Annotated in this window: 20 protein-coding genes; 12 read left to right on the forward strand and 8 right to left on the reverse strand. The window is 68.5% G+C overall.

Annotation, left to right across the window (positions count from 1 at the left end; genetic code table 11):
* The first annotated feature begins 73 nt into the window (after positions 1-73).
* Positions 74-1,039, forward strand: coding sequence for a hypothetical protein (locus ACH4UK_RS03480; protein ID WP_055643683.1), 966 nt, complete (start codon positions 74-76; stop codon positions 1,037-1,039).
* A gap of 86 nt (positions 1,040-1,125) precedes the next feature.
* Here ACH4UK_RS03480 and ACH4UK_RS03485 read toward each other — a convergent pair whose 3' ends face one another.
* The 4 genes from ACH4UK_RS03485 to ACH4UK_RS03500 form a co-directional block, all read right to left on the reverse strand.
* The gene (locus ACH4UK_RS03485) at positions 1,126-1,848 is read right to left on the reverse strand and encodes a hypothetical protein (RefSeq protein WP_055643682.1); all 723 of its coding nucleotides are present in this window, start codon (positions 1,846-1,848) and stop codon (positions 1,126-1,128) included.
* A gap of 217 nt (positions 1,849-2,065) precedes the next feature.
* Positions 2,066-3,370 carry an MFS transporter gene (locus tag ACH4UK_RS03490; protein WP_055643681.1) on the reverse strand — a complete coding sequence of 435 codons (1,305 nt, stop codon included), beginning with the start codon at positions 3,368-3,370 and terminating at the stop codon, positions 2,066-2,068.
* Positions 3,367-4,488 (reverse strand): PLP-dependent cysteine synthase family protein, encoded by a 1,122-nt coding sequence (locus ACH4UK_RS03495; RefSeq protein ID WP_055643680.1) that lies wholly within the window; start codon positions 4,486-4,488, stop codon positions 3,367-3,369. The genes ACH4UK_RS03490 and ACH4UK_RS03495 overlap by 4 nt, the downstream gene beginning before the upstream one ends.
* A gap of 1,832 nt (positions 4,489-6,320) precedes the next feature.
* On the reverse strand, positions 6,321-7,712 hold the full coding sequence (locus ACH4UK_RS03500; protein WP_398354927.1) for an MFS transporter: 1,392 nt from the start codon (positions 7,710-7,712) through the stop codon (positions 6,321-6,323).
* 88 nt (positions 7,713-7,800) lie between these two features.
* Between ACH4UK_RS03500 and ACH4UK_RS03505 the strand changes: the two genes are divergently transcribed.
* Complete coding sequence (locus tag ACH4UK_RS03505; protein WP_055643677.1) at positions 7,801-8,403, forward strand: TetR/AcrR family transcriptional regulator; 603 nt, start codon at positions 7,801-7,803, stop codon at positions 8,401-8,403.
* A gap of 430 nt (positions 8,404-8,833) precedes the next feature.
* On the opposite strand, the gene ACH4UK_RS03510 is transcribed toward ACH4UK_RS03505, so the two are convergent.
* A complete protein-coding gene (locus tag ACH4UK_RS03510) occupies positions 8,834-10,306 on the reverse strand; it encodes an MFS transporter (protein ID WP_398354395.1) in 1,473 nt (490 codons plus the stop codon).
* Between the two features lie 113 nt (positions 10,307-10,419).
* Between ACH4UK_RS03510 and ACH4UK_RS03515 the strand changes: the two genes are divergently transcribed.
* From ACH4UK_RS03515 to ACH4UK_RS03540, 6 genes are all read left to right on the forward strand, one after another.
* Positions 10,420-11,013 (forward strand): TetR/AcrR family transcriptional regulator, encoded by a 594-nt coding sequence (locus ACH4UK_RS03515; protein WP_055643675.1) that lies wholly within the window; start codon positions 10,420-10,422, stop codon positions 11,011-11,013.
* Between the two features lie 273 nt (positions 11,014-11,286).
* On the forward strand, positions 11,287-11,688 hold the full coding sequence (locus ACH4UK_RS03520; protein ID WP_055643674.1) for a DUF6153 family protein: 402 nt from the start codon (positions 11,287-11,289) through the stop codon (positions 11,686-11,688).
* A 123-nt stretch (positions 11,689-11,811) separates the two neighbouring features.
* A complete protein-coding gene (locus ACH4UK_RS03525) occupies positions 11,812-12,438 on the forward strand; it encodes a DUF305 domain-containing protein (protein WP_055643673.1) in 627 nt (208 codons plus the stop codon).
* A gap of 46 nt (positions 12,439-12,484) precedes the next feature.
* Positions 12,485-13,429, forward strand: coding sequence for a F510_1955 family glycosylhydrolase (locus ACH4UK_RS03530; protein WP_398354396.1), 945 nt, complete (start codon positions 12,485-12,487; stop codon positions 13,427-13,429).
* Between the two features lie 72 nt (positions 13,430-13,501).
* Entirely contained in the window at positions 13,502-14,041 is a 540-nt protein-coding gene (locus ACH4UK_RS03535) for a DUF4396 domain-containing protein (RefSeq protein WP_398354928.1), read from the forward strand.
* 139 nt (positions 14,042-14,180) lie between these two features.
* Entirely contained in the window at positions 14,181-14,591 is a 411-nt protein-coding gene (locus tag ACH4UK_RS03540) for a four-helix bundle copper-binding protein (RefSeq protein WP_055643671.1), read from the forward strand.
* A 136-nt stretch (positions 14,592-14,727) separates the two neighbouring features.
* Here the strand turns inward: ACH4UK_RS03540 and ACH4UK_RS03545 are convergent, their stop codons facing one another.
* Positions 14,728-15,147, reverse strand: a complete 420-nt coding sequence (locus ACH4UK_RS03545; RefSeq protein ID WP_055643670.1) for a heavy metal-responsive transcriptional regulator — start codon at positions 15,145-15,147, stop codon at positions 14,728-14,730.
* Positions 15,148-15,229: 82 nt separating this feature from the next.
* On the opposite strand from ACH4UK_RS03545, the gene merB reads away from it, so the two are divergent.
* Positions 15,230-16,204 carry an alkylmercury lyase family protein gene (merB, locus tag ACH4UK_RS03550; RefSeq protein ID WP_055646320.1) on the forward strand — a complete coding sequence of 325 codons (975 nt, stop codon included), beginning with the start codon at positions 15,230-15,232 and terminating at the stop codon, positions 16,202-16,204.
* 107 nt (positions 16,205-16,311) lie between these two features.
* Here merB and ACH4UK_RS03555 read toward each other — a convergent pair whose 3' ends face one another.
* Both ACH4UK_RS03555 and ACH4UK_RS03560 read right to left on the reverse strand, forming a co-directional pair.
* Positions 16,312-16,575, reverse strand: a complete 264-nt coding sequence (locus tag ACH4UK_RS03555) for a SpoIIE family protein phosphatase (protein ID WP_079037620.1) — start codon at positions 16,573-16,575, stop codon at positions 16,312-16,314.
* A gap of 302 nt (positions 16,576-16,877) precedes the next feature.
* Positions 16,878-17,315: a pyridoxamine 5'-phosphate oxidase family protein gene (locus ACH4UK_RS03560; protein ID WP_398354397.1), complete on the reverse strand. Its 438-nt coding sequence runs from the start codon at positions 17,313-17,315 to the stop codon at positions 16,878-16,880.
* Between the two features lie 678 nt (positions 17,316-17,993).
* Here ACH4UK_RS03560 and ACH4UK_RS03565 point away from each other — a divergent pair.
* The 3 genes from ACH4UK_RS03565 to ACH4UK_RS03575 are packed head-to-tail and all read left to right on the forward strand — an operon-like array spanning position 17,994 to position 20,902.
* On the forward strand, positions 17,994-18,572 hold the full coding sequence (locus tag ACH4UK_RS03565) for a hypothetical protein (protein WP_055643667.1): 579 nt from the start codon (positions 17,994-17,996) through the stop codon (positions 18,570-18,572).
* A gap of 3 nt (positions 18,573-18,575) precedes the next feature.
* Positions 18,576-19,691 carry an MAB_1171c family putative transporter gene (locus ACH4UK_RS03570; RefSeq protein ID WP_055643666.1) on the forward strand — a complete coding sequence of 372 codons (1,116 nt, stop codon included), beginning with the start codon at positions 18,576-18,578 and terminating at the stop codon, positions 19,689-19,691.
* Between the two features lie 23 nt (positions 19,692-19,714).
* A complete protein-coding gene (locus tag ACH4UK_RS03575; protein ID WP_055643665.1) occupies positions 19,715-20,902 on the forward strand; it encodes an amidohydrolase family protein in 1,188 nt (395 codons plus the stop codon).
* Positions 20,903-21,022 lie beyond the last annotated feature (120 nt).

Consider the following 21,022-nt stretch of genomic DNA (forward strand, 5'->3'; position numbering starts at 1 on the left):
CCCTAGGGGTATAAGCTCGTGAGTGCGAGGCCACCCAGAGGCCCGCCGGGTACGAACCCCAGAGGGAGCAGCCATGAACACCGCAGTGAAGATCACCGCATTCACCGCCGCACTCGCAGCGTCGTTCGGCGCCGCGTACGGGCTCGGCGGCTCCGTGGACCCGATCGCGGGTGGCACCGAACCCGCCACCCATGCCGGGCATGCAAAGGACGCCCCACCGGAGAGCGGGAGCGGCGACGGCGGCCACACGGCCCCACCGGCGGGAGGGCTCCAGATCTCCGAGGCCGGATACACCCTCGATCTCAAAACCCCTCGCGTGCAGGCGGCACAGACAAGTGAACTGCGCTTCGCCATACGCGACAGGTCCGGCCGACAGGTCACCGCCTACCAGCGAGAGCACGACAAGGAACTCCACCTCATCGTCGCGTCACGCGACCTGGCCACATACCAGCACCTGCACCCCACCAGGGCCAAGGACGGCGTCTGGAGCACCCCCGTCGACCTCCCCGCCGCCGGCGACTACCGGGTCTTCGCGGACTTCACCCCCACGGCGAAGAACGCCACCAACCTCACACTCGGGGCCGACCTCGCCGTCTCTGGGGCGTACAAGCCCGCAGAACTGCCCAAGCCATCCCGCACCGCCACGGTCGACGGGTACTCCGTGACGCTGAACGGCAACCTCCGTCCCGATACAGCGGAAGAACTCACGCTCAGGGTCAGCAAGGACGGGCGCCCGGTCACCGACCTCCAGCCCTATCTGGGCGCGTACGGGCACCTTGTGGCGCTGCGCGACGGCGACCTCGCCTACCTGCACGTCCACCCCCACGGCGAACCCGGCGACGGCACCACCGAGTCCGGCCCGGAAGTCTCCTTCACCGCGACCGCGCCCAGCCCTGCGGCCTATCGCCTCTTCCTCGACTTCAAGCACAAGGGCACCGTTCGCACCGCGGCGTTCACCGTCCACGCCGGAGCGCCCGCCGACACCTCTCAGCTTGACGAGCCGGCGGCCGAGACCGAAGTCGGCGGCCATCAGCACTGAGCATCAAAACGACATGCGAGGTCACAAGACGCCCACGGCCTGCCAGTAGCGCACGTCGCGTAGAGCAGCCGCGTAACACCAGCGCGTCAGTGGCTGTGCCCGTCATCGATTCCAGATTCCGCTGGGGTTTCCCCTGCTGCCGGCGAGACACTCCCCTCCGGGGATCCGGCGGGGCCCGGCCGATCAGGCTGCGACTGCTGCTCTTCGGACTGAGGTTCCGTGCCGCCCCCGTGGCTGTGGCCACCTGCGCCAGGCTGCTCGGACAGCGCGGACGCCAGTTGGCGCAGTCCGAAGAAGCTGATGAGTACCACCATGAGGACGGAGAGGCCGGCCAGGCCGAAGACGCGGCGCCAAGAGGTTCCTTCGTCCTTGATCACGTATGCCAGGAAGGACAGTGCGATGCCGGCCGGTATGAGGACGGCCGCGCGTGCGGGGAAGTCCTCGAAGTGCTGGAGACCGCCGCTCAGCATGCCGATTCCGAAGGACAGCAGCAGCGAGGCTCCTATGACGACGAGCATCCGCGGCAGGGCCGGCTTGTGCCGGGCGAGGACGAATTCGTTGAGGACTGTGGCGGCGAGGAAGACCAAGACTCCGTACCCGGCGATGCGGGTGTAACGGGTGGGGTCGAGTGGGTGGTGGACCACGGCGCCGCTGATCAGTCCGGCCCCGACGAAGTAGCCAACGTAGCCGAGGTATCGCGCAAGCAGGGCGCTCTTCCGTGAACGGGCCTTGCGCAGGGCCGCTCGCCCGGGTCTCTGTGCGGGACCTTCGAGCGTGGCAGGGCGGTCCGCGAGCTGGGAGGTGGGCACCAGTTGCTCCTTGTTAGGTGGGGTCGTTGAGGCCAGGCGTGGGCGCCCAGGCGGCCTAAAAGGCGGGATTTCGCTACCGCTCGGCGCTGCGGCGCCCAGGGTTCGCAGTAACCGGCTGGGCAGGGGGCACATCAGTGCCCCCGAGGTGGGGGTCGACCCGGTGCGGGGGAGGCCGGGTGGCACCCGGCCTCCCCCGCACTTGCCACGACCGTTCGGGTCAGGCGGTTGCAGGTACGGACTCGGATGCGGACTTTGGCGTTGCGAGGCGGCCGGTGCGGTCGAGTCCGTACAGCGCTGCTGCGCAGCCGAGGCCCAGCAGGGACAGGACGATCCACGGCAGCGCGGACATCCCGGCGTTGCGGGCAGCGTCAAGGGCGGCTCCGGTAAGGAGGTTCCCGACGGTGATGCCGATACCGCAGATGGTGTTGTACAGGCCGTAGTGGGTGGCGACGAGGCGGTTGCCGGAGAGACGGACGATGGTGTCCATCTCGAACGGGTAGGCGATCATCGTGCCCAGGGCGAGCAGCAGTGCGGACAGCGCGGGTGGCACCGCGGCAAGCAGCCACAGGCCAAGCCCGCCGTCCGGAACCGGCACAGCCGTGGCCAGCAGCAGCGGTACGAACGCCAGCCCCATGGCCAGCAGGCCCCACACGAGTGCGCGGCCGGGCTCCATACGGGCCTTGCACCAGGCAGTCACCCGCGTCTGGCCCAGGATGGTGCTGAGCCCGGACACGGCGAACAGCACCGCCACCGCAGCCGTGCCGAACTGGCCCTCGCCGCCCAGACGTCGCACCTCCAGCGGCAGCGCGAGATAGACCTGGAAGGTCATGACGTACGAGCCGACCATGGCGAGCGAGAACAGCAGGAACGGCCGGTTGGCCAGGATGCCGCGCCACTGCACCAGGACACTCTCCCGGCGGCTGTCCGCCCCGGACTTCGTGTCGTCGGCCCTGCGCGCGGGCAGAGCCCGGATCTGCACGATGCTCAGGACCGCGAAAATCCCGGCGGCTGTGAGACAGGTGACGCGGAAGTCGATGCCGGTCAGCGCCATTCCCACCAGCGGGCCGAGGAGGATTCCGGCCTGGTAGAAGACGTTGAACAGCGCGAACGCCTCCACTCGCCGTTCCCCCGCGTCCGCCGCCAGGTAGGCGCGGGTGGCCGGGTTGAACAGCGCACCAGCCAGACCGGTGGCGGCGGAGGCGGCGATCAGCGCGGGGACCGACTCCACGAGCCCTAGGGTCGCGAAGCCGACGATGCGCAGCACCATACCGGCGATGATCATCGGCTTGTACCCGAACCGGTCGGCCAGGGTCCCGCCGACCAGGAACATGCCCTGCTGGCTGAAGTTGCGGACACCGAGGATCAGACCGACGAGCCACCCGGCCAGCCCGAGGGGCCCGGCCAGGTGGGTGGCGAGGTACGGCATGAGCATGTAGAAGCCGAGGTTGATGGTGAACTGGTTGACCATCAACAGCTGGACACTGCGCTCGTAGGTGCGGACCTGCGCGAGGGTGCTCTTCACCGCGCCTCCCCCGCACCAGTCCGGTCACGCACGTCGTCGCTGCTGAGGGTGAGCGGGTCGACCACGCTCGTACACCGGGCCCATCGGGTGACTTCCTTCTCGTCCAGGCGGCCGATCACGTCGGGCTCGGCAGCAGGCGGGCTGTCGAGCAGACCATGGGCCGCGCAGTAGTCGTCGTCGTAGACGGTGCCGAGGTAGCGCTGAGGCCCGTCGGGGAAGATCGCCGCGATCCGGGTGTCCTCGGGCATCTCGCGGGCGAGCCATCCGGCGACCAGGGCAACCGCGCCGACGCTCCATCCGCCGGTCGCGTAGTGCGAGGCAGCCAGCTGACGGCAGGACCACACCGCTTCGGCCGGGGCGACCCAGTGCACTTCGGAAAAACTGTCGTAGGCGACGTTGCGCGGGTAGATGCTGGATCCGAGCCCGCGCATCAGCCGGGGCCGGGCGGGCTGGCCGAAGATCGTGGAGCCGACGGTGTCCACGCCCACGACTTTCAGATCCGGGTAGAGCTGCCGCAGCACCCGGGAGACGCCTGCAGAGTGGCCGCCGGTACCGACACTGCACACCAGAACGTCGATGTGAGCGAGCTCGGTAGCCAGTTCCAGCGCGAGCGGCGTGTAGGCCGTGGTGTTGTCGGGGTTGTTGTACTGGTCCGGGCACCAGGAATCCGGGTACTGCTTCATGAGTTGGGTGACGCGGTCGCGGCGGGCCTGTTGCCAGCCGCCGGTGGGGTGGGGCTCGGAGACGACGTTGACCTGGGCGCCGTAGGCGGTGAGCAGCCGGGTCATGGACATCTCCAGGCCCGGGTCGGTGACCAGGGTGACCGGGTGGCCGTGGACCATGCCCGCCAAGGCCAGGCCGAGGCCGAGGGTGCCACTGGTGGACTCGATGATCCGCGCTCCGGGCTTCAGATCGCCACGGGCTCGGGCGCGTTCGACCATGTACAGACCGGGGCGGTCCTTTATGCCGCCGGGGTTGAAGCCTTCCAGCTTCGCCCAGAACCCTCGTCCGACCGGAGCGAAGGGCTCGCTGACGTGCAGGAGCGGCGTGTTGCCGACCAGGCCGGACAGGGCGGCGTGACCGGGCTTGGGGGGATGGGTGACGTTCGGAGAGTGCATCAGTCGGCCCTCATCATTCGGTGAATGGCGCGTCGGGTACTGGTCTCTCGCACGCCGCCCGGCCCCGAACCGGTGATCCGGTCCCAAGGGCGGAGCGACGGCCGCGGCATGCTGCGGCGGGAAGAGGCGGCCTACCTCCGCCACCGGCAGAGCGAACACAAGGTTTCTCGGCCTGAGCCAGCTCCTGGCACCGCCACCTGTGCCTGCCGAACGCCGGCGTCAGCTGACGGCGAGCACCCCGTTGTCGCTTCGGGGGCGGTGGCGGCGGACGTCGGCGTACGCGTCTGCTGGCCGGCAACCACAGCGGTGTCCGCGCCGGCCGGCGAGCAGGACGAGTCAGCGGGTGCGGCAGCGTGCGGCAGTTGCTCAACGCCCTGCTGGGCAGCCGAGACCGCGCGGGGCACGCCGTGAGCATCGCTGGGCTCGTGGAGCGGTAGCGCACAGCCGAGGATGCTCAGGAGCAAGCCGCTCAGGAGCAGGGCCATGAGCCGTTGCTGTACCGGTGCGATCACGGGACGTCGGCGAATACGGGTGGGGGACGGCACAGTTCCTCCGCAGGCGGCCGTCGCGCGCCCCAAGGGCAGCGCAGCGGCGGGCGGGACGTTCCATGGCAGGGGCGACGTCGCAGGAACCTGCCTCGCGACACAACGCGGCGCGTCGGAGCAAGGAGAGAGACAGCGACGACCGGCCTCATCGCGCCCACAGCCGCAGAGGGCTGCCCGAAGTCACGTCACACGGGAAGGCGTGGAGGGCCGGGGAAGGTCGCCGGTGCTAGATCTGCAGGACTGTGGCTCTTATCGACGTGCTCGGCAACTGCTTGGCTGCCGCGACGTCACCGAACGCGATCGGAGTAGGTCGCGGCAGTGCAGGAGCGTCTGCCACGACCAGGGCGCAGAGGCTCGGGACATCCAGAGTCGGTGCCTGCTGCGGCTGACCGGGTACGCACTCCGCAGCCGTATGAGACGAGCCGTCATGCTCACCACCATGGTGATCAGCCGGCCCGTCCTCGACAGCGAGGCCGTGACCCACGTCCACAGCGGGCGCAGTCACGCTAGCGTCCAGGTGAGCGCTGACCGCTTCCTGGCTCACCCCGTGCGCGTATACGAAGGTGAACAGCGTGACGGCCACCCACAGCACGCGCAGCGGACCCGCTGACGAGCGGGCCCGTGCCACACGGGGAGAGGACCAAGCCGTGACCATGCCGTGATCCTAGTCGCTCGTGCTGCCGTCCATTCGCCGCCCCGGCCTCGAACGGAGCCCGAACAGACGGTCCTGTCCGGACACGCGTATCGGCAACAGCACAGGTGATGAGCAGACGACGGCTTCCGTGAGGGGTCCGAGACGAGCGCAAAAATAGGACGTGCGTCACACCCGGCCTGGGGCGCCACCCATCGGCGCGATCACGACTGCCTTGGAGTACCGAACGGTCTGCTAGTCGTGCAACGGAGCCGGGCCTCACCGCCCACTCCGGGGAGCGGCAGGCGGCCCCGGGTGCCCAGGCCCGCCCGTCAACAGCTGTTCAGCTATGTCTCTTTGCCCGATACGAGGGCCACCAGGATGTCAGCGACCGGTCGTTCGGCCGCATGGGCCTCCGGCGCGCGGCAAGCAGCGCAGAAGGTACGGCCTTGGTCGGAGCTGATCACCAGGCGATCCGCAGTGCCGACTCGTACCTGCGTCCTTATCGACCTCCGCCGGCCTGCGGACTGACCGGTCACCGAGGGGTGGCGCAGACGGAGCAAGAGCTCGCGCAGGGGCGGAAAGCGAGTGCCCGGGCGGGCTCTCCTAGGGACCCGCAGGGGCGTGGTTGCCGTCGGTTCAAGCGCCGCGCCTGGTCACGGGGAAGGCTTCTTCGGGGTCAGGAAGAAGGTCAGGAGCGCGGCTACGGCAGCGACGACCGCGCCCGCGGCGAACCCGGGGGCGAAAGCAGCTGCGTCACCTCCGGCGATACCGGCTGCGGCCATGCTTGAGACCACAGCAGCTCCCAGCGATGCGCCAAACTCGTGGAACGTGCTGAGAATGCCCGAAGCAAGGCCCGCCTCGTGCGGTTCGATCTGGCCCAGCGCAGTGGCGGAGGCGACCACGAAGAGCACTCCCGTGCCCGCGGCGGCCACCGCGATACCCGCAACTGTGGCTGCCGTGTTCTCCCACAGGGCGGGAGCAGTCATCCCGGCGGCGGCAACCAGCAGACCCGCCACTCCCAGCGTCCTGGATCCGGTCCGCCCGATGACGCGGCCGGCGGCGTTCGCGCCGATCATGGTTGCCAGTGCAACGGGCAGGAAGAACAGGCCGGTTGCCAGCGGCCCGTGTCCGCGGTGGTCCTGGAGGTAGAAGGTGCCGAGGAAGAACACCATGATCATCAGAGCTGTGGCCACCAGGATCAGCAGCGTGCCCGTGGCCACCGGCCGACGCGTCAGAAGGCGGATGTCCATCAGAGGCGTCGCCGTCCGCCGCTGCCAGGCCGCGAAAGCCCAGTACAGCAGCAGAGCCGCAACCACCAGACCCGCCGTCGCCATGGTGATCCACCCCTTGTCGCCGGCGCGTATCAGCGCATAGGTCAGCGTGCCGGTGGCAGCGGTGACCAGGATCGCGCCCACGGCATCCAGGCGCCCCGAGGTGGCACGCCGCTGTGGCGGCAGGTAGGCCCTCAGCGCGACGACCAGCGCCAAGCCCACGGGGACGTTGACGAAGAACACCCACGGCCAGCCTGGTCCCGCGGTCAGCAGGCCACCCAGCAGCACGCCCAGGGCGGCGCCGCTGCCACCGAGGGACGACCAGATCCCCAGGGCCTTGTTGCGCTCCTCGCCCTCGAAGAGTGTCACGACCAACGACAGGGCCGCCGGGGACAGCATGGCCGCGGAAAGGCCCTGGATCACCCGGCCGGCGAGCAGCATGCCTCCCGATTCCGCAAGACCCGCCAGCAGGGAGGCGCCGGCGAACAGCACGAGGCCGAGAAGGACGAGGCGCCGTGCGCCGAACAGGTCCGCAGCCCGGCCCCCCAGTAGGAGAAGACCTCCGAAGGCCAGGGTGTACCCGCTCACGACCCAGGTCAGCGCCTCGCGCTCCAGACCGAGGTCCGCTCCCAGGTGCGGCAATGCGATGGCCACGACCGTGACGTCCAGGATGAGCATCAGCTGCGCGACGCCGACCAGGCCAAGAATCTTCCACCGACGTGGATCCGGTGTGCGGGTGGGACTGGTGGAGATCTCTGCTTCGCTCACGACGATCTACCCCCTTGCAGGTAAGTCGAACAGGCTTGTACGAGTTATGGACGCTACTATAACTCGTACAAGCGTGTTCGACTTATGGAGTGAAATGCCTCGCTCGACACCGTCAGGAGCACGTCGGGCCGACGCGCAGCACAGCGTCGAGAAGATCTTGGACGCGGCCATCGACTGCCTCAGCCGCAACCACGACGCGAGCGTCGTACAGATCGCGCAGGCCGCGGGCGTCGGCCGAGTCACCCTCTACGGCCACTTCCCCTCCCGGGAGGGTCTCGTCGAAGCCGCCCTGGCACATCTGCTGGAACGCGGCGAAGAGGTCCTGTCCGGGCTGGACCTGACGGGCGAGCCGGCCCAGTCGTTGCGCGAGCTCATCGGCTCCAGCTGGCTGCTCATCGCGCAGTCCGGTGCGATGCTGGAGGCCGCTCAGAAGGTCCTGCCTCCCGGACGCATCCATGAACTGCACGCCGGACCCGAACAGCGTGTGCGCGAACTCATCGTGCGCGGGCAGGCACAGGGCGCGTTCCGTGACGACCTTCCCGCCGCCTGGCTGGCCAGCGCCCTCCACCACGTCCTCAAGGGCACGGCCGCGGACGTCAGGAGCGGCGCCATGACCGCGGAACAGGCCCCGGAGTTCATCGCACAGATCACTCTCGCCGCCTACGCGCCCCAGCCGAGCTGCTCGCACAGGCCCTGACCTGCGTACCCCCCTCCCGTTGGGCGCAAGTGGCACTTCACCGGCTGACCCGATGGAACATCCATCCAGAGTGCGGACTCGTGGGGGTGACGCTCGGACCAGTGACTGGTGGTACGCGCGAGCCGAGCCTCCGACCGATGGTCGGCGCTCCAGCCAGACGACCCGACCTGCTGCAGCTGGCCCCCAGACGCCGGGTGGATAGGTCCACCTCATGGACCTTGACCGCTTCGGCGACGCCGCGGAGGCCCACGGACGGGATGCGTACACCGCGCAGGTCGCATCGAAAGGGCAGATCCTGCACGAGGGCGAGGCCCGATCTTCCGCCCAGAGGGGTTCGCGCGCCCGCCGCTGCCTGGTCGACCGGGTTCGGTGCAGCCCACCGGCGCATGCTGATCGTGCGCCGGCCCGCTGTGCAGCGACGATCGACGGTTCAGTGCGCCATAACGCGGCCCTGAGAGAGGTCCGGCCGGCCGGCGGGAAGAAGGAACCAGCCGGCAATCCCCGCGGCCACGGCGATGGCGGCGGATGTCGTGAAGGCGGCTGCGTAGCCACTCAGGTCGCCCGCCCCTTCCAGGCTCGCCCCCGCGACCATCGCGATGACGGCGACTCCAAGGGCGGCGCCGAGTTCGTGTGCGGTGGTGACAAGGCCGGACGCCAGACCGGTGTCCTGGTGGCCGAGGCCGTTCATGGCGGCGGTGGTGGCGCAGACGAAGGTGGTGCCGAGGCCGAAGGACATGAGAGAGAAGCCCGGGGTGAGGCCCGTCCACAGTCCGCTGTCGGCCGTGAGGCCGGTGAGGAGGAGTGCGCCCAGCGCCGTCAGGGCGAATCCCGCCACTGCGGCGAGTCGCCAGCCGATGCGGCCGACCGTTGTTCCGCCGAGGTGGGCGCCCAGGGTGACGGCGACGGCGACGGGGAGGAAGGCCAGTCCGGTGGTGAGGGCGTTCTCGCCGAGGATGTGCTGCACGTAGAAGGAGTTGAGGAAGAAGGCGGAGATGAGCAGGCCGCTCGCGGCCAGCATCACCAGCGCGCCGCCGAGCAGGCTGCGCCGGGCGAGAACCTCCAGGCGCACGAGCGGCACCGCGACGCGGCGTTCCACGGCGAAGAAGGCGACGGTGAAGACAGCCGCGCCGGCCAGGGGTAGCCAGACGTGGGCGGTGTCGAAGCCTCGGTCGCGAGATTCCACGAGGCCGTAGATCAGGAGAGCGGGGGCCGTGGTCAGGGTCAGGGCACCCAGCGGGTCAAGGCGCTTACGGGAAGGGGCCGGAGTTGCCGCGCGGTGCGTCCGGCCGAGCAGCGCCGGTACCGCGACGAGGGCGACCAGGCCGACAGGGATGTTGATGTAGAAGATCCAGGACCAGCCGGGTCCGGACACCAGTACCCCGCCGAGCAGTACGCCCGCGGCGGCGCCCGCGCCGCCGATCGCCGCCCAGAGTCCGAGGGCTTTGTGCCGGGCGGGGCCGTCGAACAGGACGGTGACCAGCGCCATCGCGGCCGGGGAGAGAAGGGCCGCCCCGACTCCTTGGACGGATCGTGCGGTGATGAGTGCGGGACCGCTCGCGGCAAGGCCCGAAGCGAGGGATGCGGCGGTGAAGAGGGACAGTCCGACGAGGTACATGCGGAGTTTGCCCAGGGTGTCCGCGAGGCGTCCGCCCAGGAGCAGGAGGCTGCCGAAGAACAGCGTGTACGCGGTGACGATCCACGTCAGCGCGGAGCCGGAGAGGGAGAGTTCGGCACCGATCGTGGGCAGGGCAACGTTCACCACCGTCACGTCAGCGATCAGCATGAACTGTGCGAGGCAGAGCAGGGTGAGCACCCACCAGCGATGCCGGTGAACAGGCGACGGCGGCCCCTCGTGTGGGTGGTGCACGTGCTGTGACGCCGATGTGGTGTGCCGCGGGTCCACGGAGGATCTCCCTAAACTTTACACTGCTGTCAGGGATAAGGTACGCGCCGCTCGGCCGAATGTGAACAGCACTGTAAAGTTTGACGCCGACGACTACTTCAACGGAGGTGCCGATGGCGGACGAGAGTTCCCCCCGTCGGAGGGCGGACGCCGAGCGCAACGCGACAGCGATCATCGACGCGGGGGTGGAGTGCCTGCTGGTGGACCCGCAGTCGAGCATGGCGGCCGTCGCACGAGCGGCGGGGGTGAGCCGGGTGACGCTCTACTCCCACTTCCCCACACGCGAGAGCCTCCTCGAGGCAGCACTGGAGCGCTCCGTCGCGCAAGCCGTTCACGCTTTCGACGCCGAAGCGGGTGACGTCGGGCTCGCCGATGAGGCACTGGCGCGGCTGATGCGCTCGTCCTGGCAGGTGCTCGACCGGAACTTCTCCGCTTTCGCAGCCGCCGCGGCGGCTCTACCCCCGGATGTCATTCGCGGCCGACACGACCGCATCCTTCGCCCCGTGCGCGACCTGATCCTGCGCGGTCAGCAAGAAGACGCGATCCGCAGGGACCTGTCGGCGGACTGGCTGGTCACCGTCGTCTATCAGCTGATGCACGCCGCTGCGGGCGAAGTCCAGGCGGGACGGCTCACCAGCGCGGCGGCCCCCGACGTTCTGACGGCAACCGTCCTGGCGGCGTTGCGGACCACAGACGGGCAGCAATGACCATCTCCGCGCGAGGTCGGCCGACTGAGAGCGTCTCTCGACGGCGGCGCATCCCGCAGAACGGTCAAGCACCGCCGACGAGTCAGCGAGCACCGCACCCTGACCCGCCTGGTCGCGTCCTGGTGAAGGGCGGTGTGAGCAGCTCGCGGTGCGAGCGGCGTCGCACCGCCCAGGCAGAGTCCAGCCGCCCGTCACGCCCTCGCCCCGGCTGCTCGCCGTAGCATCCGGCCGGCCAGTAAGCGGTTCGTGGGCAGCTGCTCATAGGATGGGCGCATGACCGGCAGCACAGGATCCAGCCGCCGCCCCACCGGGCGGCTGTTCGTGCTGCTCATGCTGGCCGTGCTGACCGGCCTGCTCGGCATGCATGCCCTGGGCCCCGGAGGGGCACCGGCAGGGCGATCGGATGCCACGCACGAGATGGCGATGGCTCAAGTGGCCGACGCACCGCACCTGAGCAGTGGGTGCTCCCACACAGACGGCGGCAACGACCATCTCGACCACGCGGACGGGACATGCGCGGCGGCCGGAATCGGCTCCGCGTACGCGCCACCCGCACTGACCAGCGCCCTCATGGACACGCCTGCCGCTTGCACTCCGGTGGCGGGCACGGCGCGGCCCGCCGAAGGCTGCCGAGCGCCTCCCGACCTGTCCGAGCTGCAACTCCTGCGGATATAGAGCGGCCCGCACGGCACCCCGATGCCCGGATGTTCCCGGGACCGGTGCCGCGCCTTCGTACGCCCTCATCCCAGATCCCTCGCGCGCCGCCGCGCAGCCGCCGCGCGCACAAGGAGTTGCACCATGACCAGCAAGCGATCCCTCGTCCGCCGTACCGCCGCTGTGGCCGCTTCGGCAGCCGCCGCCCTCGTCCTCGCCGCCTGCGGTGGGAACGGTGACAGCTCGGCCGGACACGACGGGCACAGCAAGGAGTCCCCGTCTGCCTCGGCGTCGGCCTCACAGGGCCAGCAGAACGCGGCCGACGTAGCCTTCGCCAAGGGGATGATCCCCCACCACCGCCAAGCGGTCGAGATGGCCGACCTCGCGCCGTCCCGGGCCGGGTCGGCTGAGGTGAAGGCGCTCGCCGAGCAGATCAAGAAGGCCCAGGACCCGGAGATCAAGACGCTGTCCGGCTGGCTGACTTCGTGGGGCGAGGAGGTGCCCGCGGAAGGCGCCATGGACCACTCCGAGCACGGCATGAGCGGCATGATGACGGCCGAGGACATGGACAAGCTCAAGGACTCCTCGGGCAAGGCGTTCGACACCGCCTTCATGGAGATGATGATCAAGCACCACGAAGGTGCCGTATCGATGGCCGAGACCGAGAAGGCCGACGGTTCCTACGAGCCGGCCAAGAAGATGGCAGACGCGATCATCACGTCCCAGACAGCCGAGATCACCCAGATGAACGAGCTGCTCGGCAAGAACTGACCGCACCTCGGCAGGGGCGGGCGCCCACCGACGCCCGCCCCTGCCCGTGCAGCCCCATCCGCCGTCGGCTTTCCCTCAACAGCTTGGATCGCACGTGATCGCCTCCGTACACATACCCCGGCGCCGCGGGCGCGCCGCGCTTCTGGCCGCAGCCTCCCTGCTGCTCGCCGCCTGCACCGGCCCCGAAACGGACGCCGGCAACCCGGCCGCCGATCCTGGGACCGGGCATCTGCACGGCCTCGGCGTCGACCCGGCCGACGGCACCGTCTATGCGGCGGGCCATCTCGGAGTCTTCCGCCTCAGCGACGGCGAGGCGGTTCGGGTGGCCGACCGCTACCAGGACACCATGGGCTTCACCGTCACCGGTCCGTCCACCTTTCTGGCCAGCGGCCACCCCTCCCCGACCGACCCGGATGCCCGCTCGCCCCACCTGGGCCTGATCCGCAGCACCGATGCCGGCCGCACCTGGAAGACCCTCTCCGCCGAAGGTGAGGCAGACTTCCACGCCCTCCAACAGGCCGGCGCGTCCCTCTACGGATTCGACAGCCAGAGCGGTCGACTGTGGGCCAGCGCCGACCACGGTCGCACCTGGAACAAGCGCGCCAAGCAGCCGCTTCTCGACCTCGCCGCCCACAGAAAAAACCCAGAGACGGTGTGGGCCTCCACGGGAAAGGGCCTTGAGCTCAGCACCGACGGCGGGCGCACCTTCGACGCCGTTCCCGGTGCCCCCGCCCTCGTCGCCGTCGCCGCAACCGGGCCCGGCATGCTCGTCGCCCTCGCGGCGGACGGCCGCGTGTTCAGCAGTCAAGGCGGTCGCAACTGGACCGAGCACGGCCGCCTTCCCGGCGGTGGTGTTCCCACCATATTGACCGCAGTGACCACGCAGCGGCTGCTGGCCGCCGACAGCACCGACACCATCTATCACTCCAGCGACGCCGGGCGCACCTGGAAGATCCTCCACCAGTCGACACAGGCGACAGAAGACCACTAGAGGAATACCCCTAGGGGGTATACGGTTGATATGTGGAGCCCGGCGAACGGACCACACTGGACGGGAATGGGGATGAAGGTCATGGACCACAACACTCACCGCACCGGCACCGGACACGACCCGGCCACCCACGAGGGCCACCACGCGCACGCCGATCACCACGGAAAGCACGCGCAGGGCGCGTCTTGGCCGATGGCCGCGAAGGCCACCCTGCACTGCCTGACCGGCTGCGCCATCGGCGAGATCCTCGGCATGGTCATCGGCACCGCGCTGCTGTGGGGCAACGTGGAGACCATGGTCCTGGCAATCTCGCTGGCGTTCCTTTTCGGCTACTCGTTCACGCTGTTCGCGGTCCTCCGGGTGGGCCTGGACCTCAAGAGCGCGGTCAAGGTGGCACTGGCCGCCGACACCGTCTCGATCGCCGTGATGGAGCTGGTCGACAACGGCATCATCGCCCTGACCCCCGGCGCGATGGAGGCCCACCTGTCGGACGGGCTGTTCTGGTCGGCGCTCCTGGGCGGATTCGTCGTCGCGTTCCTGATCACGACGCCGGTGAACAAGTGGATGATCGGGCGCGGCAAGGGCCACGCCGTCGTCCACGCCTACCACTGACCTTTACGAGCAACGCGCCCGATGCACCTCACATGCGCCGGGCGCGTTCGCGCTGATGGGAGTTAGCTGGAGGTATACCGGGGACTCGCGAGGCGACCAACCGGATCCGCCGGTCCCACGGAGAGACAGAGGCATCCTGATGTCCACCACCGTGAAGGACATGCTCGCCACATACCCGGCCGACCTGGGCGACGTCGACCGCAAGAAGCTCACCCGTTGCATCGAAGAATGCATCGCCTGCGCCCAAGCGTGTACCGCGTGCGCGGACGCCTGCCTCTCGGAGGGCATGGTCGGCGATCTCACCAAGTGCATCCGCACCGACATGGACTGCGCCGACATCTGCAACGCCACCGCGTCCGTACTTTCCCGGCACACCGGCTACGACGCCAACGTCACCCGCGCCATGCTCACCGCCTGCGCCACTGCGTGCAGAGCCTGCGCCGACGAATGCTCCTCGCACGCCAGCATGCACGAACACTGCCGCCTGTGCGCCGAAACCTGTCACTCCTGCGAACAAGCGTGCAACGAACTGCTCCAGACCCTCGGCTGACGGCCCCAGGGCTCCCTGGCCAGACGGGTAACCCGCCCTTCTGTGTATCGCCCTGTCAAGGCGATGGGAATCCTTGGAAACGGCAAGGGATGCTCCTCGCCTCACTCGCTCCGGGGGTTCAACGAAGTGGGGAGTTTCAACGATCGACCTTCGGGTCGTGGGCTGGGGCGAGGATGGTGCAGATCTCGTCCTCGGTGCAGGCGGCGGGGTCGGTAGCGGCGGCACGCCGGGCGAGGCCGCGCAATACCTCGCGGGTGGCGGTCAGTTCGGCCAAGCGGCATTCGATGTCGGCGAGGTGCTGGTCGATAAGTGCGGTGACGTGTGCGCAAGGGGCCTGGCCGCCGTCACGCAGGGCGAGGACGGACCGGATTTCGGCGAGGCTGAGGCCGGCCCCCTGGGCGTCGCGGATGAAGTCGAGCCGGGCTTTCGCCTGCTCGGGGTAGTCGCGGTAGCCGCTCGGGGTGCGGGGCGGGCCGGGCATCAGGCCGGTCTGCTCGTAGAAGCGGATGGTCTTGGTGGTCAGCCCGCTGGCCGCCGCGAGCTCGCCGATGCGCATGCCTCCACGTTACTGCTTGACCTTCCAGTGCGCTGGAAGGTCTAGCATCGGGGCAGGATGATGAGCTGGGAGGGTGAGCAGGATGCGGATCACGGTGCTGACGGTTCCGGAGTGCCCGAACGCCCCACTGGCCTTGGAGCGGATCACCGCGGCACTGGCGGGGCGGGCGGCGCAGACGGAACTGGTCGAGATCCACGACCCGGACCAGGCCGCCACGCGCGGGATGAACGGCTCGCCGACAATTCTTCTGGACGGCGTGGACCCCTTCGCGTCAGCCGGGGCGGTGCCGAGCGTGTCGTGCCGCCTGTACCGGGACGCCGACGGCGAAGTTACCGGCGCCCCCAGCGTGGCCGCGCTGCGCGAGGCCCTCACCGGTGCCAGCCAGGTGAGCGCTGCCGCACCGGTGGACTGCTGTGAGAGAGACGCTCTCGATGCGGTCGGGCGGGCCGGGCGGGGACGCCGTGCACCCGCCGAGCAGGGCCTGCGGGCGGTGCACCAGGCGGTGCTGCGGTACTTCGCCGAAACCGGGACGGCCCCCGGTCCCGAGGTGCTGGAGCCGGTAGCCGAACAGGCGGGCCGGACGGCCAGAGAGCTGCTGGCCAAGCTGGCCGCCGAGGACTTCCTGACCCTGGACGAGGCCGGGCAGATCCACGCGGCGTACCCCTTCTGCGCCGTACCGACCCGTCACCGCGTACAGATCGATGGCGGTGTAGAGGTGTGGTCCATGTGCGCGATCGACGCACTCGGAATTCCCCCCATGCTGGAAGCGGATGCGGTGATCACTTCCTCGGACCCGGTGAATGGCGAGCAGGTCACCATCACGACCCGGGGCGAGGCGGCCACCTGGGAGCCGGAAGACGCGGTGGTGTTCGTCGGGCAGCGACCAGGCGGCGGGCCCGCGGCTACCGCATGCTGCGACGCCCTGAACTTCTTCACCTCCACCGCCTCCGCCCAAACCTGGATCAACGATCACCCGGGTATCCCCGGCCAAGTAGTCACCCAGGCGCAGGCCGAGGAGATCGCACAGCAGACTTTCGGTCCGCTGCTCGCCCCCTGAACTCGCACCTATTGGTCACGGTGATGCGGCGGCCCCGCTCTAACCGTCGTGGGTGGGGAGATCCATCGAGCAGGTCTTGGCTCACCCCGAGTGGGTGGTGGGGATTTTCAAGGAGCCCCATCAAAGGCGCGCGGGCCGTGCCATTCGCAGACATGGACGGTGGCGTCGTCCTCCAGTCGTCCCTGGTGGTAGTCCATGACGGCGTCCTTGAGACGGCGCAGCGTCTCGTCCACGGGGAGGTTGTCGGTGTGGTGTCGGATGATGAAGTCGATGAAGGGCTCCACGCTGAACGCGCGGGCTTCGGTGATGCCGTCGGTGAACAGCAGCCGGTCGCCGAGCTCCAACTGCTCGGTACTTTGTTGGATCGGCAGATTGAATGCACTGCCGTAGCGGTCGCCATAGCATCATCGGTCCCAGAGCCGACCTCGGGCGAACGAGGAAGCGATCCCGATGGGCGCCCGGGTCAGGACACCGGCCGGCGATTCAGGCAACATGCCCAGCACGGTGTCCGTGGCGAAAAAGAGATTCGTCTCCTTGACCAAGTGCCGTGGGTTGCCCATGCAGGTCGCTGAGCGCGCACAGGAGATGGTGCCAGCCCAAGCCGCTGAGCCCGGTGCCCTGAAGACTCGGCGGCACAGGGTGTGCATATGCCTATGTCGTGGATCGCTCGACGCTACGCAGCGGCCTGGGCTGGCTGGGGTCGGGCGCCCAAGGTCTGGCCCAACGCCCGTTCGACCGAGACCAGGATGACGACCCGCTCCGGGTCCGGAGCCGGCGTACGGCCATATCGCTTTCCGTAACGGGCAACCGCGTCTTCGACCACATCGTCGTCGGTACACACCTCCGCCACCCCTTCGAGGGTGGCCCACCAGCCTCCGTCGACCTGACACAGGGCCACGCGGGCTTCGCCCCCACCCGCGAGAATGTTGGCCACTTTACGACTCGATTTGCGGGTGATAACCCGGGCCACTCCAGCGTCGACATCCACCGTCACACCGACGGGCACGACATGCGGTCGCCCATTGGGCCGCAGCGTGGTCAATGTGCACAGATGGTACTCATTCCAGAACTCCAGGTAACTATTCGGGTGGGTGGATATCGCGTTCGACATGGCTGAAAGCGTAAACGCCTCAGTTGCCCGAACTGCCCCAGAGTGACCGCCGCCACACCCCTTCCCGTCAGCCATTTTGTCCACTTCGCCGCCGTTTGCGCGCCCCCTCGCCTGACCTAAAGTCTCAGCTTGATAACGGAGTCGCCCATCGACTCGCAAAAGTTGATCCGTTCACGCCAGGCATTAAAAACGCAGTTCAGAGGCTCGTACGGGATTAAACAAGGTTGTTTTACGTCACTTTGACCGGTCGAAGTTACCTGCCATCTACACGAATCGATCATGTTCTTCAGGCCATGTCTTGCCTGAAGCGTCACGTACTGTCCAAAGAGGTTCCCGGGAGCTCCACGGGGCAGCCCCGCTCGGGATGTCAGCGCGTATTCGCGTACGTGACATCCGAGCGCGGCGGGAAGCCCTGGATGCCCTGGCATCCCTTCCCCTGCGAGGGGGTTTGGTGGGGCGCAGGAGCACCGACCGCGGTCGGTTCCGGCGCCGGGAGCCGGTCGTCATCGACATGGGCGCGGTGTCGCCCGGCTCGGGGGAGCCATCAGAGCCGGTTGGAGGTATAACTCAGTGTGGTCGGATAAGAGTGGTCGAGACACGTCGGAGCCCAAGGTTCCCGCTCAGGACGGAGTCAACCGCCGTCGCCTTGGGCGCTGGCGTACAGCCACAGCCCGGACGGTGGAGAAGGATCTGCACCGTCTGATTCGGCGGGAGCTGCAAGACCTCGGGGTGACTCCCCCGCTCGACGTTCACGGCCTTTGCGAGAAGCTGAGCCGACGGCGCGGGCGCCCGCTGTTTCTGCGTGCAGCTCCGCTGCCCAAGCCCGGGCCCTCGGGCATGTGGGCGGAGTACGACACCTACGACGTGATCCTGTACCAGCAGGAGACGACCGAGCTGCACCAGGATGGGATCATCCTGCACGAGGTCGGACACATCCTCGTGGCAGAGAACGAGAAGGCAGCCGAGGACTCCGCCCGCGAGGTGGAGACGGATACGCCGGATACTGCCCCTGACGAAGACGCGGCGGCCGTCGACGTGGAGGGGTGGGCCACCCTGTTGCCGGTCTTCGGGACCGAGGCGGTCAAGCGTGTCGCCCAGCGTTGCTCGTACGACGACGGCGAGGAGTGCTCCGTCGAACTCGTGGCGACGATCATCTTGGAGTGGTCGGCCCTGCTCGCAAACTCCACTCCTCCGGCTGATGATCCCGCCCTGCGCCGGGTCGAGGCGGCTCTTGGCGACCGGCGGGGATGGCTGTAACTCGTGGAACTCCTGCTCCTGGGGCTCCTGGCCGCACTGGTCTGGAAGCTCTACCAGTGGAAGCGAAGCCCGCATGACCCACCTCTTCGCTCGGTCACCCTCTGCCTGCTCTGCGCTGCGCTCTCGTATCCCGTAGCGATGCCCGGCGGCGCGTCCGGAGTCGACACCGTCGCCGGCCACGGGACGGCGAAGCTGATCCAGAACGTGCTGTTGCTCCTGACGGTCTACTTCCTCATGTGCTTCTACCTCTACTCCGCCGCTGACGAAGAAGCGGGGCGTCGGCGGGCGCGCAGGGAAGCCGTGCTCGTCGTGGTCGTCGCAGTCGCGATCACCGTGGCTGCGGTGTCGGTGCCGCACGAGGTCTTCGCCGGCAGCTTCAGCACAGCCGACATGACGATTTTCCAGATCGCCTTCTTCTACGGCGGCGCTGGCCTCTACCTCATGTATGCCCTCGGCATGGCGTTTCGGTGGACTCGCCGATACGCCCGCATGTCCCGACGTCCGCACTCCACCGGGCTCTGGATGACCGCCGTCGGCCTGGGAGCGATGGCCGTAGCGTGCGCGATTCGAGCCGTCATTGTCGCCGTTCGCTCAGCAGACGTGGACGTGCCACATCCCCTTATGGCGGCCGTGGCCTTCCTCTTGGTCGCATCAATCCTGCTGTTCGCCGCAGGTGTCACCTACTCCGGAGCCCGAGCGCGAATCTCCTCCCTACGGCTCTGGCTTCAACACCGGCGTGATCACCGTCGCCTCTCGCCTCTGTGGGAGTTGTTGGCGGAGGCGTATCCGGACAACGTGCTGAGGCTGGCGTCCTCTGCTGCACTGGACCGATGGCGGGCCCGTGGCGTGCACCGGCGCTACCACCGCCGCATCGTGGAGTGCCGCGACGGCCTGGTGGACATCAGCCCGTACCTGTTGGACGAGGGTGACGACAGCACAGTCCTCAACATCGACTCCGCCGAGCTTGCCGCCAGGCTCCGCCGGGCCTCCGCTCGGATCGAGAAGGGGGTCCCCGCGCCCCGCCGCGCGGTCCCGCTCGCGATGGCGCTGGGGAGCGACCGCGAGTCGGATGTGAAACAACTGATTGCGGTATCCGACGAACTGCGCGCAGCCGCATGACCTCGCAAGATCAAGGAGTCACGATGCTGATTACCGGTGGACGAGTGCTCGTCGACTCGGGGACCTACCTGGAAGACGGTGCCGTTCTCATCGAGGGCGACTCGATCTCTGCCGTCGGGCCGCGCAAGGAAATCGAGAAGCGGGCCGGGGCCGACGTGCCTCGATTCGAGTTCGGCGGAACCGTGCTGCCGGGGCTCATCGACGCTCACGTTCACCTGGCCTTCGATGGCGGGCCTGACCCGGTGTCCACCCTCCAGGGCTCGACGGATGAAGCCCTGTTCGAGGACATGCGGCGGCGCAGCGAACAGCTCCTGCACAGTGGCGTCACCACCGTCCGCGATCTCGGCGACCGCGGCGGACTGGCGCTTCGTCTGGCTGCGGAAATCAGCGATCGGCATACACCAGGACCGAGGATCGTCTCCGCGGGCACCCCGGCCACCACCGTGGGCGGACACTGCCACTTCCTCGGCGGCGAAGTCTCCGGCGAGACCGAGATCCGCGAGCTCGTACGGCGCAACCTCGCGGCCGGGGCAGGCGTCATCAAGGCGATGGTCACCGGCGGCGGTCTCACGAAGGACGGCCCCAGGAGCCACCAGTCTCAGTTCACGGCGGAGGAACTGGCCGCCCTTGTGGAGGAAGCCCACAAAGCGGGCGTGCCTGTCGCGGCCCACGCGCACGGTGCCGACGGCATCGCCTCAGCCGTAGAGGCCGGCGTCGACACCATCGAGCACTGCACTTGGATGTCGAGCGATGGCCTGGACTTCCGGCCCGACGTGGTTCAGCAGATCATCGCGAAGGACATCACCGTCTGCCCGGCCGTAAGCCCGCACTGGCAGATGCTCCCGCGCTTCTTCGGCGAGGAGCGCGCCAACGCGATGTTCGACCTGGTGGGGCAGATGGCCGACGCCGGAGTCCGCCTGATCGCGGGGACGGATGCAGGCGTGCAACGTGCTGGCTTCGACGGACTTGCTCAGGCCCTGTCGTTCTACTCGCACCTGGGGCTGTCGAACGCCTCGATCATCGACATGGCGACGTCGCGGGCGGCTGCTGCCCTGGGCCTGGGCGAGATCACGGGGAAGGTCGCTCCCGGTTTCCGAGCGGATCTCCTCCTGGTGGACGGTGACCCGCTCGCGGATCTCGCCGCACTGAACGGGGTCCACACCGTGTTCGCCTCCGGTGTGCGCCACGAACCGAACAGCACGGGACAGTAAGAACCTCACCTGGTGCCCTGTTTCCTGACCCTCGCGGGTTTCTTGGGGAACAGGGCACCAGTGCCGCTCCAGGAATAATTGGCGATTAGATGCGCATTAGGTCGGCTAGTACCGTAGGCG

Source organism: Streptomyces sp. NPDC020884, assembly GCF_044333935.1.
Classification (GTDB): domain Bacteria; phylum Actinomycetota; class Actinomycetes; order Streptomycetales; family Streptomycetaceae; genus Streptomyces.

Excerpts from the sequence above, each read along its gene's own strand:
- ACH4UK_RS03520 (WP_055643674.1), top strand. The coding sequence starts at position 11,287 with ATGACCGGCAGCACAGGATCCAGCCGCCGCCCCACCGGGCGGCTGTTC.
- ACH4UK_RS03540 (WP_055643671.1), top strand. The coding sequence starts at position 14,181 with ATGTCCACCACCGTGAAGGACATGCTCGCCACATACCCGGCCGACCTG.
- ACH4UK_RS03515 (WP_055643675.1), top strand. The coding sequence starts at position 10,420 with ATGGCGGACGAGAGTTCCCCCCGTCGGAGGGCGGACGCCGAGCGCAAC.
- ACH4UK_RS03525 (WP_055643673.1), top strand. The coding sequence starts at position 11,812 with ATGACCAGCAAGCGATCCCTCGTCCGCCGTACCGCCGCTGTGGCCGCT.
- ACH4UK_RS03545 (WP_055643670.1), bottom strand. The coding sequence starts at position 15,147 with ATGCGCATCGGCGAGCTCGCGGCGGCCAGCGGGCTGACCACCAAGACC.
- ACH4UK_RS03495 (WP_055643680.1), bottom strand. The coding sequence starts at position 4,488 with ATGCACTCTCCGAACGTCACCCATCCCCCCAAGCCCGGTCACGCCGCC.
- ACH4UK_RS03575 (WP_055643665.1), top strand. The coding sequence starts at position 19,715 with ATGCTGATTACCGGTGGACGAGTGCTCGTCGACTCGGGGACCTACCTG.
- ACH4UK_RS03480 (WP_055643683.1), top strand. The coding sequence starts at position 74 with ATGAACACCGCAGTGAAGATCACCGCATTCACCGCCGCACTCGCAGCG.
- ACH4UK_RS03560 (WP_398354397.1), bottom strand. The coding sequence starts at position 17,315 with ATGTCGAACGCGATATCCACCCACCCGAATAGTTACCTGGAGTTCTGG.
- merB (WP_055646320.1), top strand. The coding sequence starts at position 15,230 with ATGCGGATCACGGTGCTGACGGTTCCGGAGTGCCCGAACGCCCCACTG.
- ACH4UK_RS03535 (WP_398354928.1), top strand. The coding sequence starts at position 13,502 with ATGAAGGTCATGGACCACAACACTCACCGCACCGGCACCGGACACGAC.
- ACH4UK_RS03505 (WP_055643677.1), top strand. The coding sequence starts at position 7,801 with ATGCCTCGCTCGACACCGTCAGGAGCACGTCGGGCCGACGCGCAGCAC.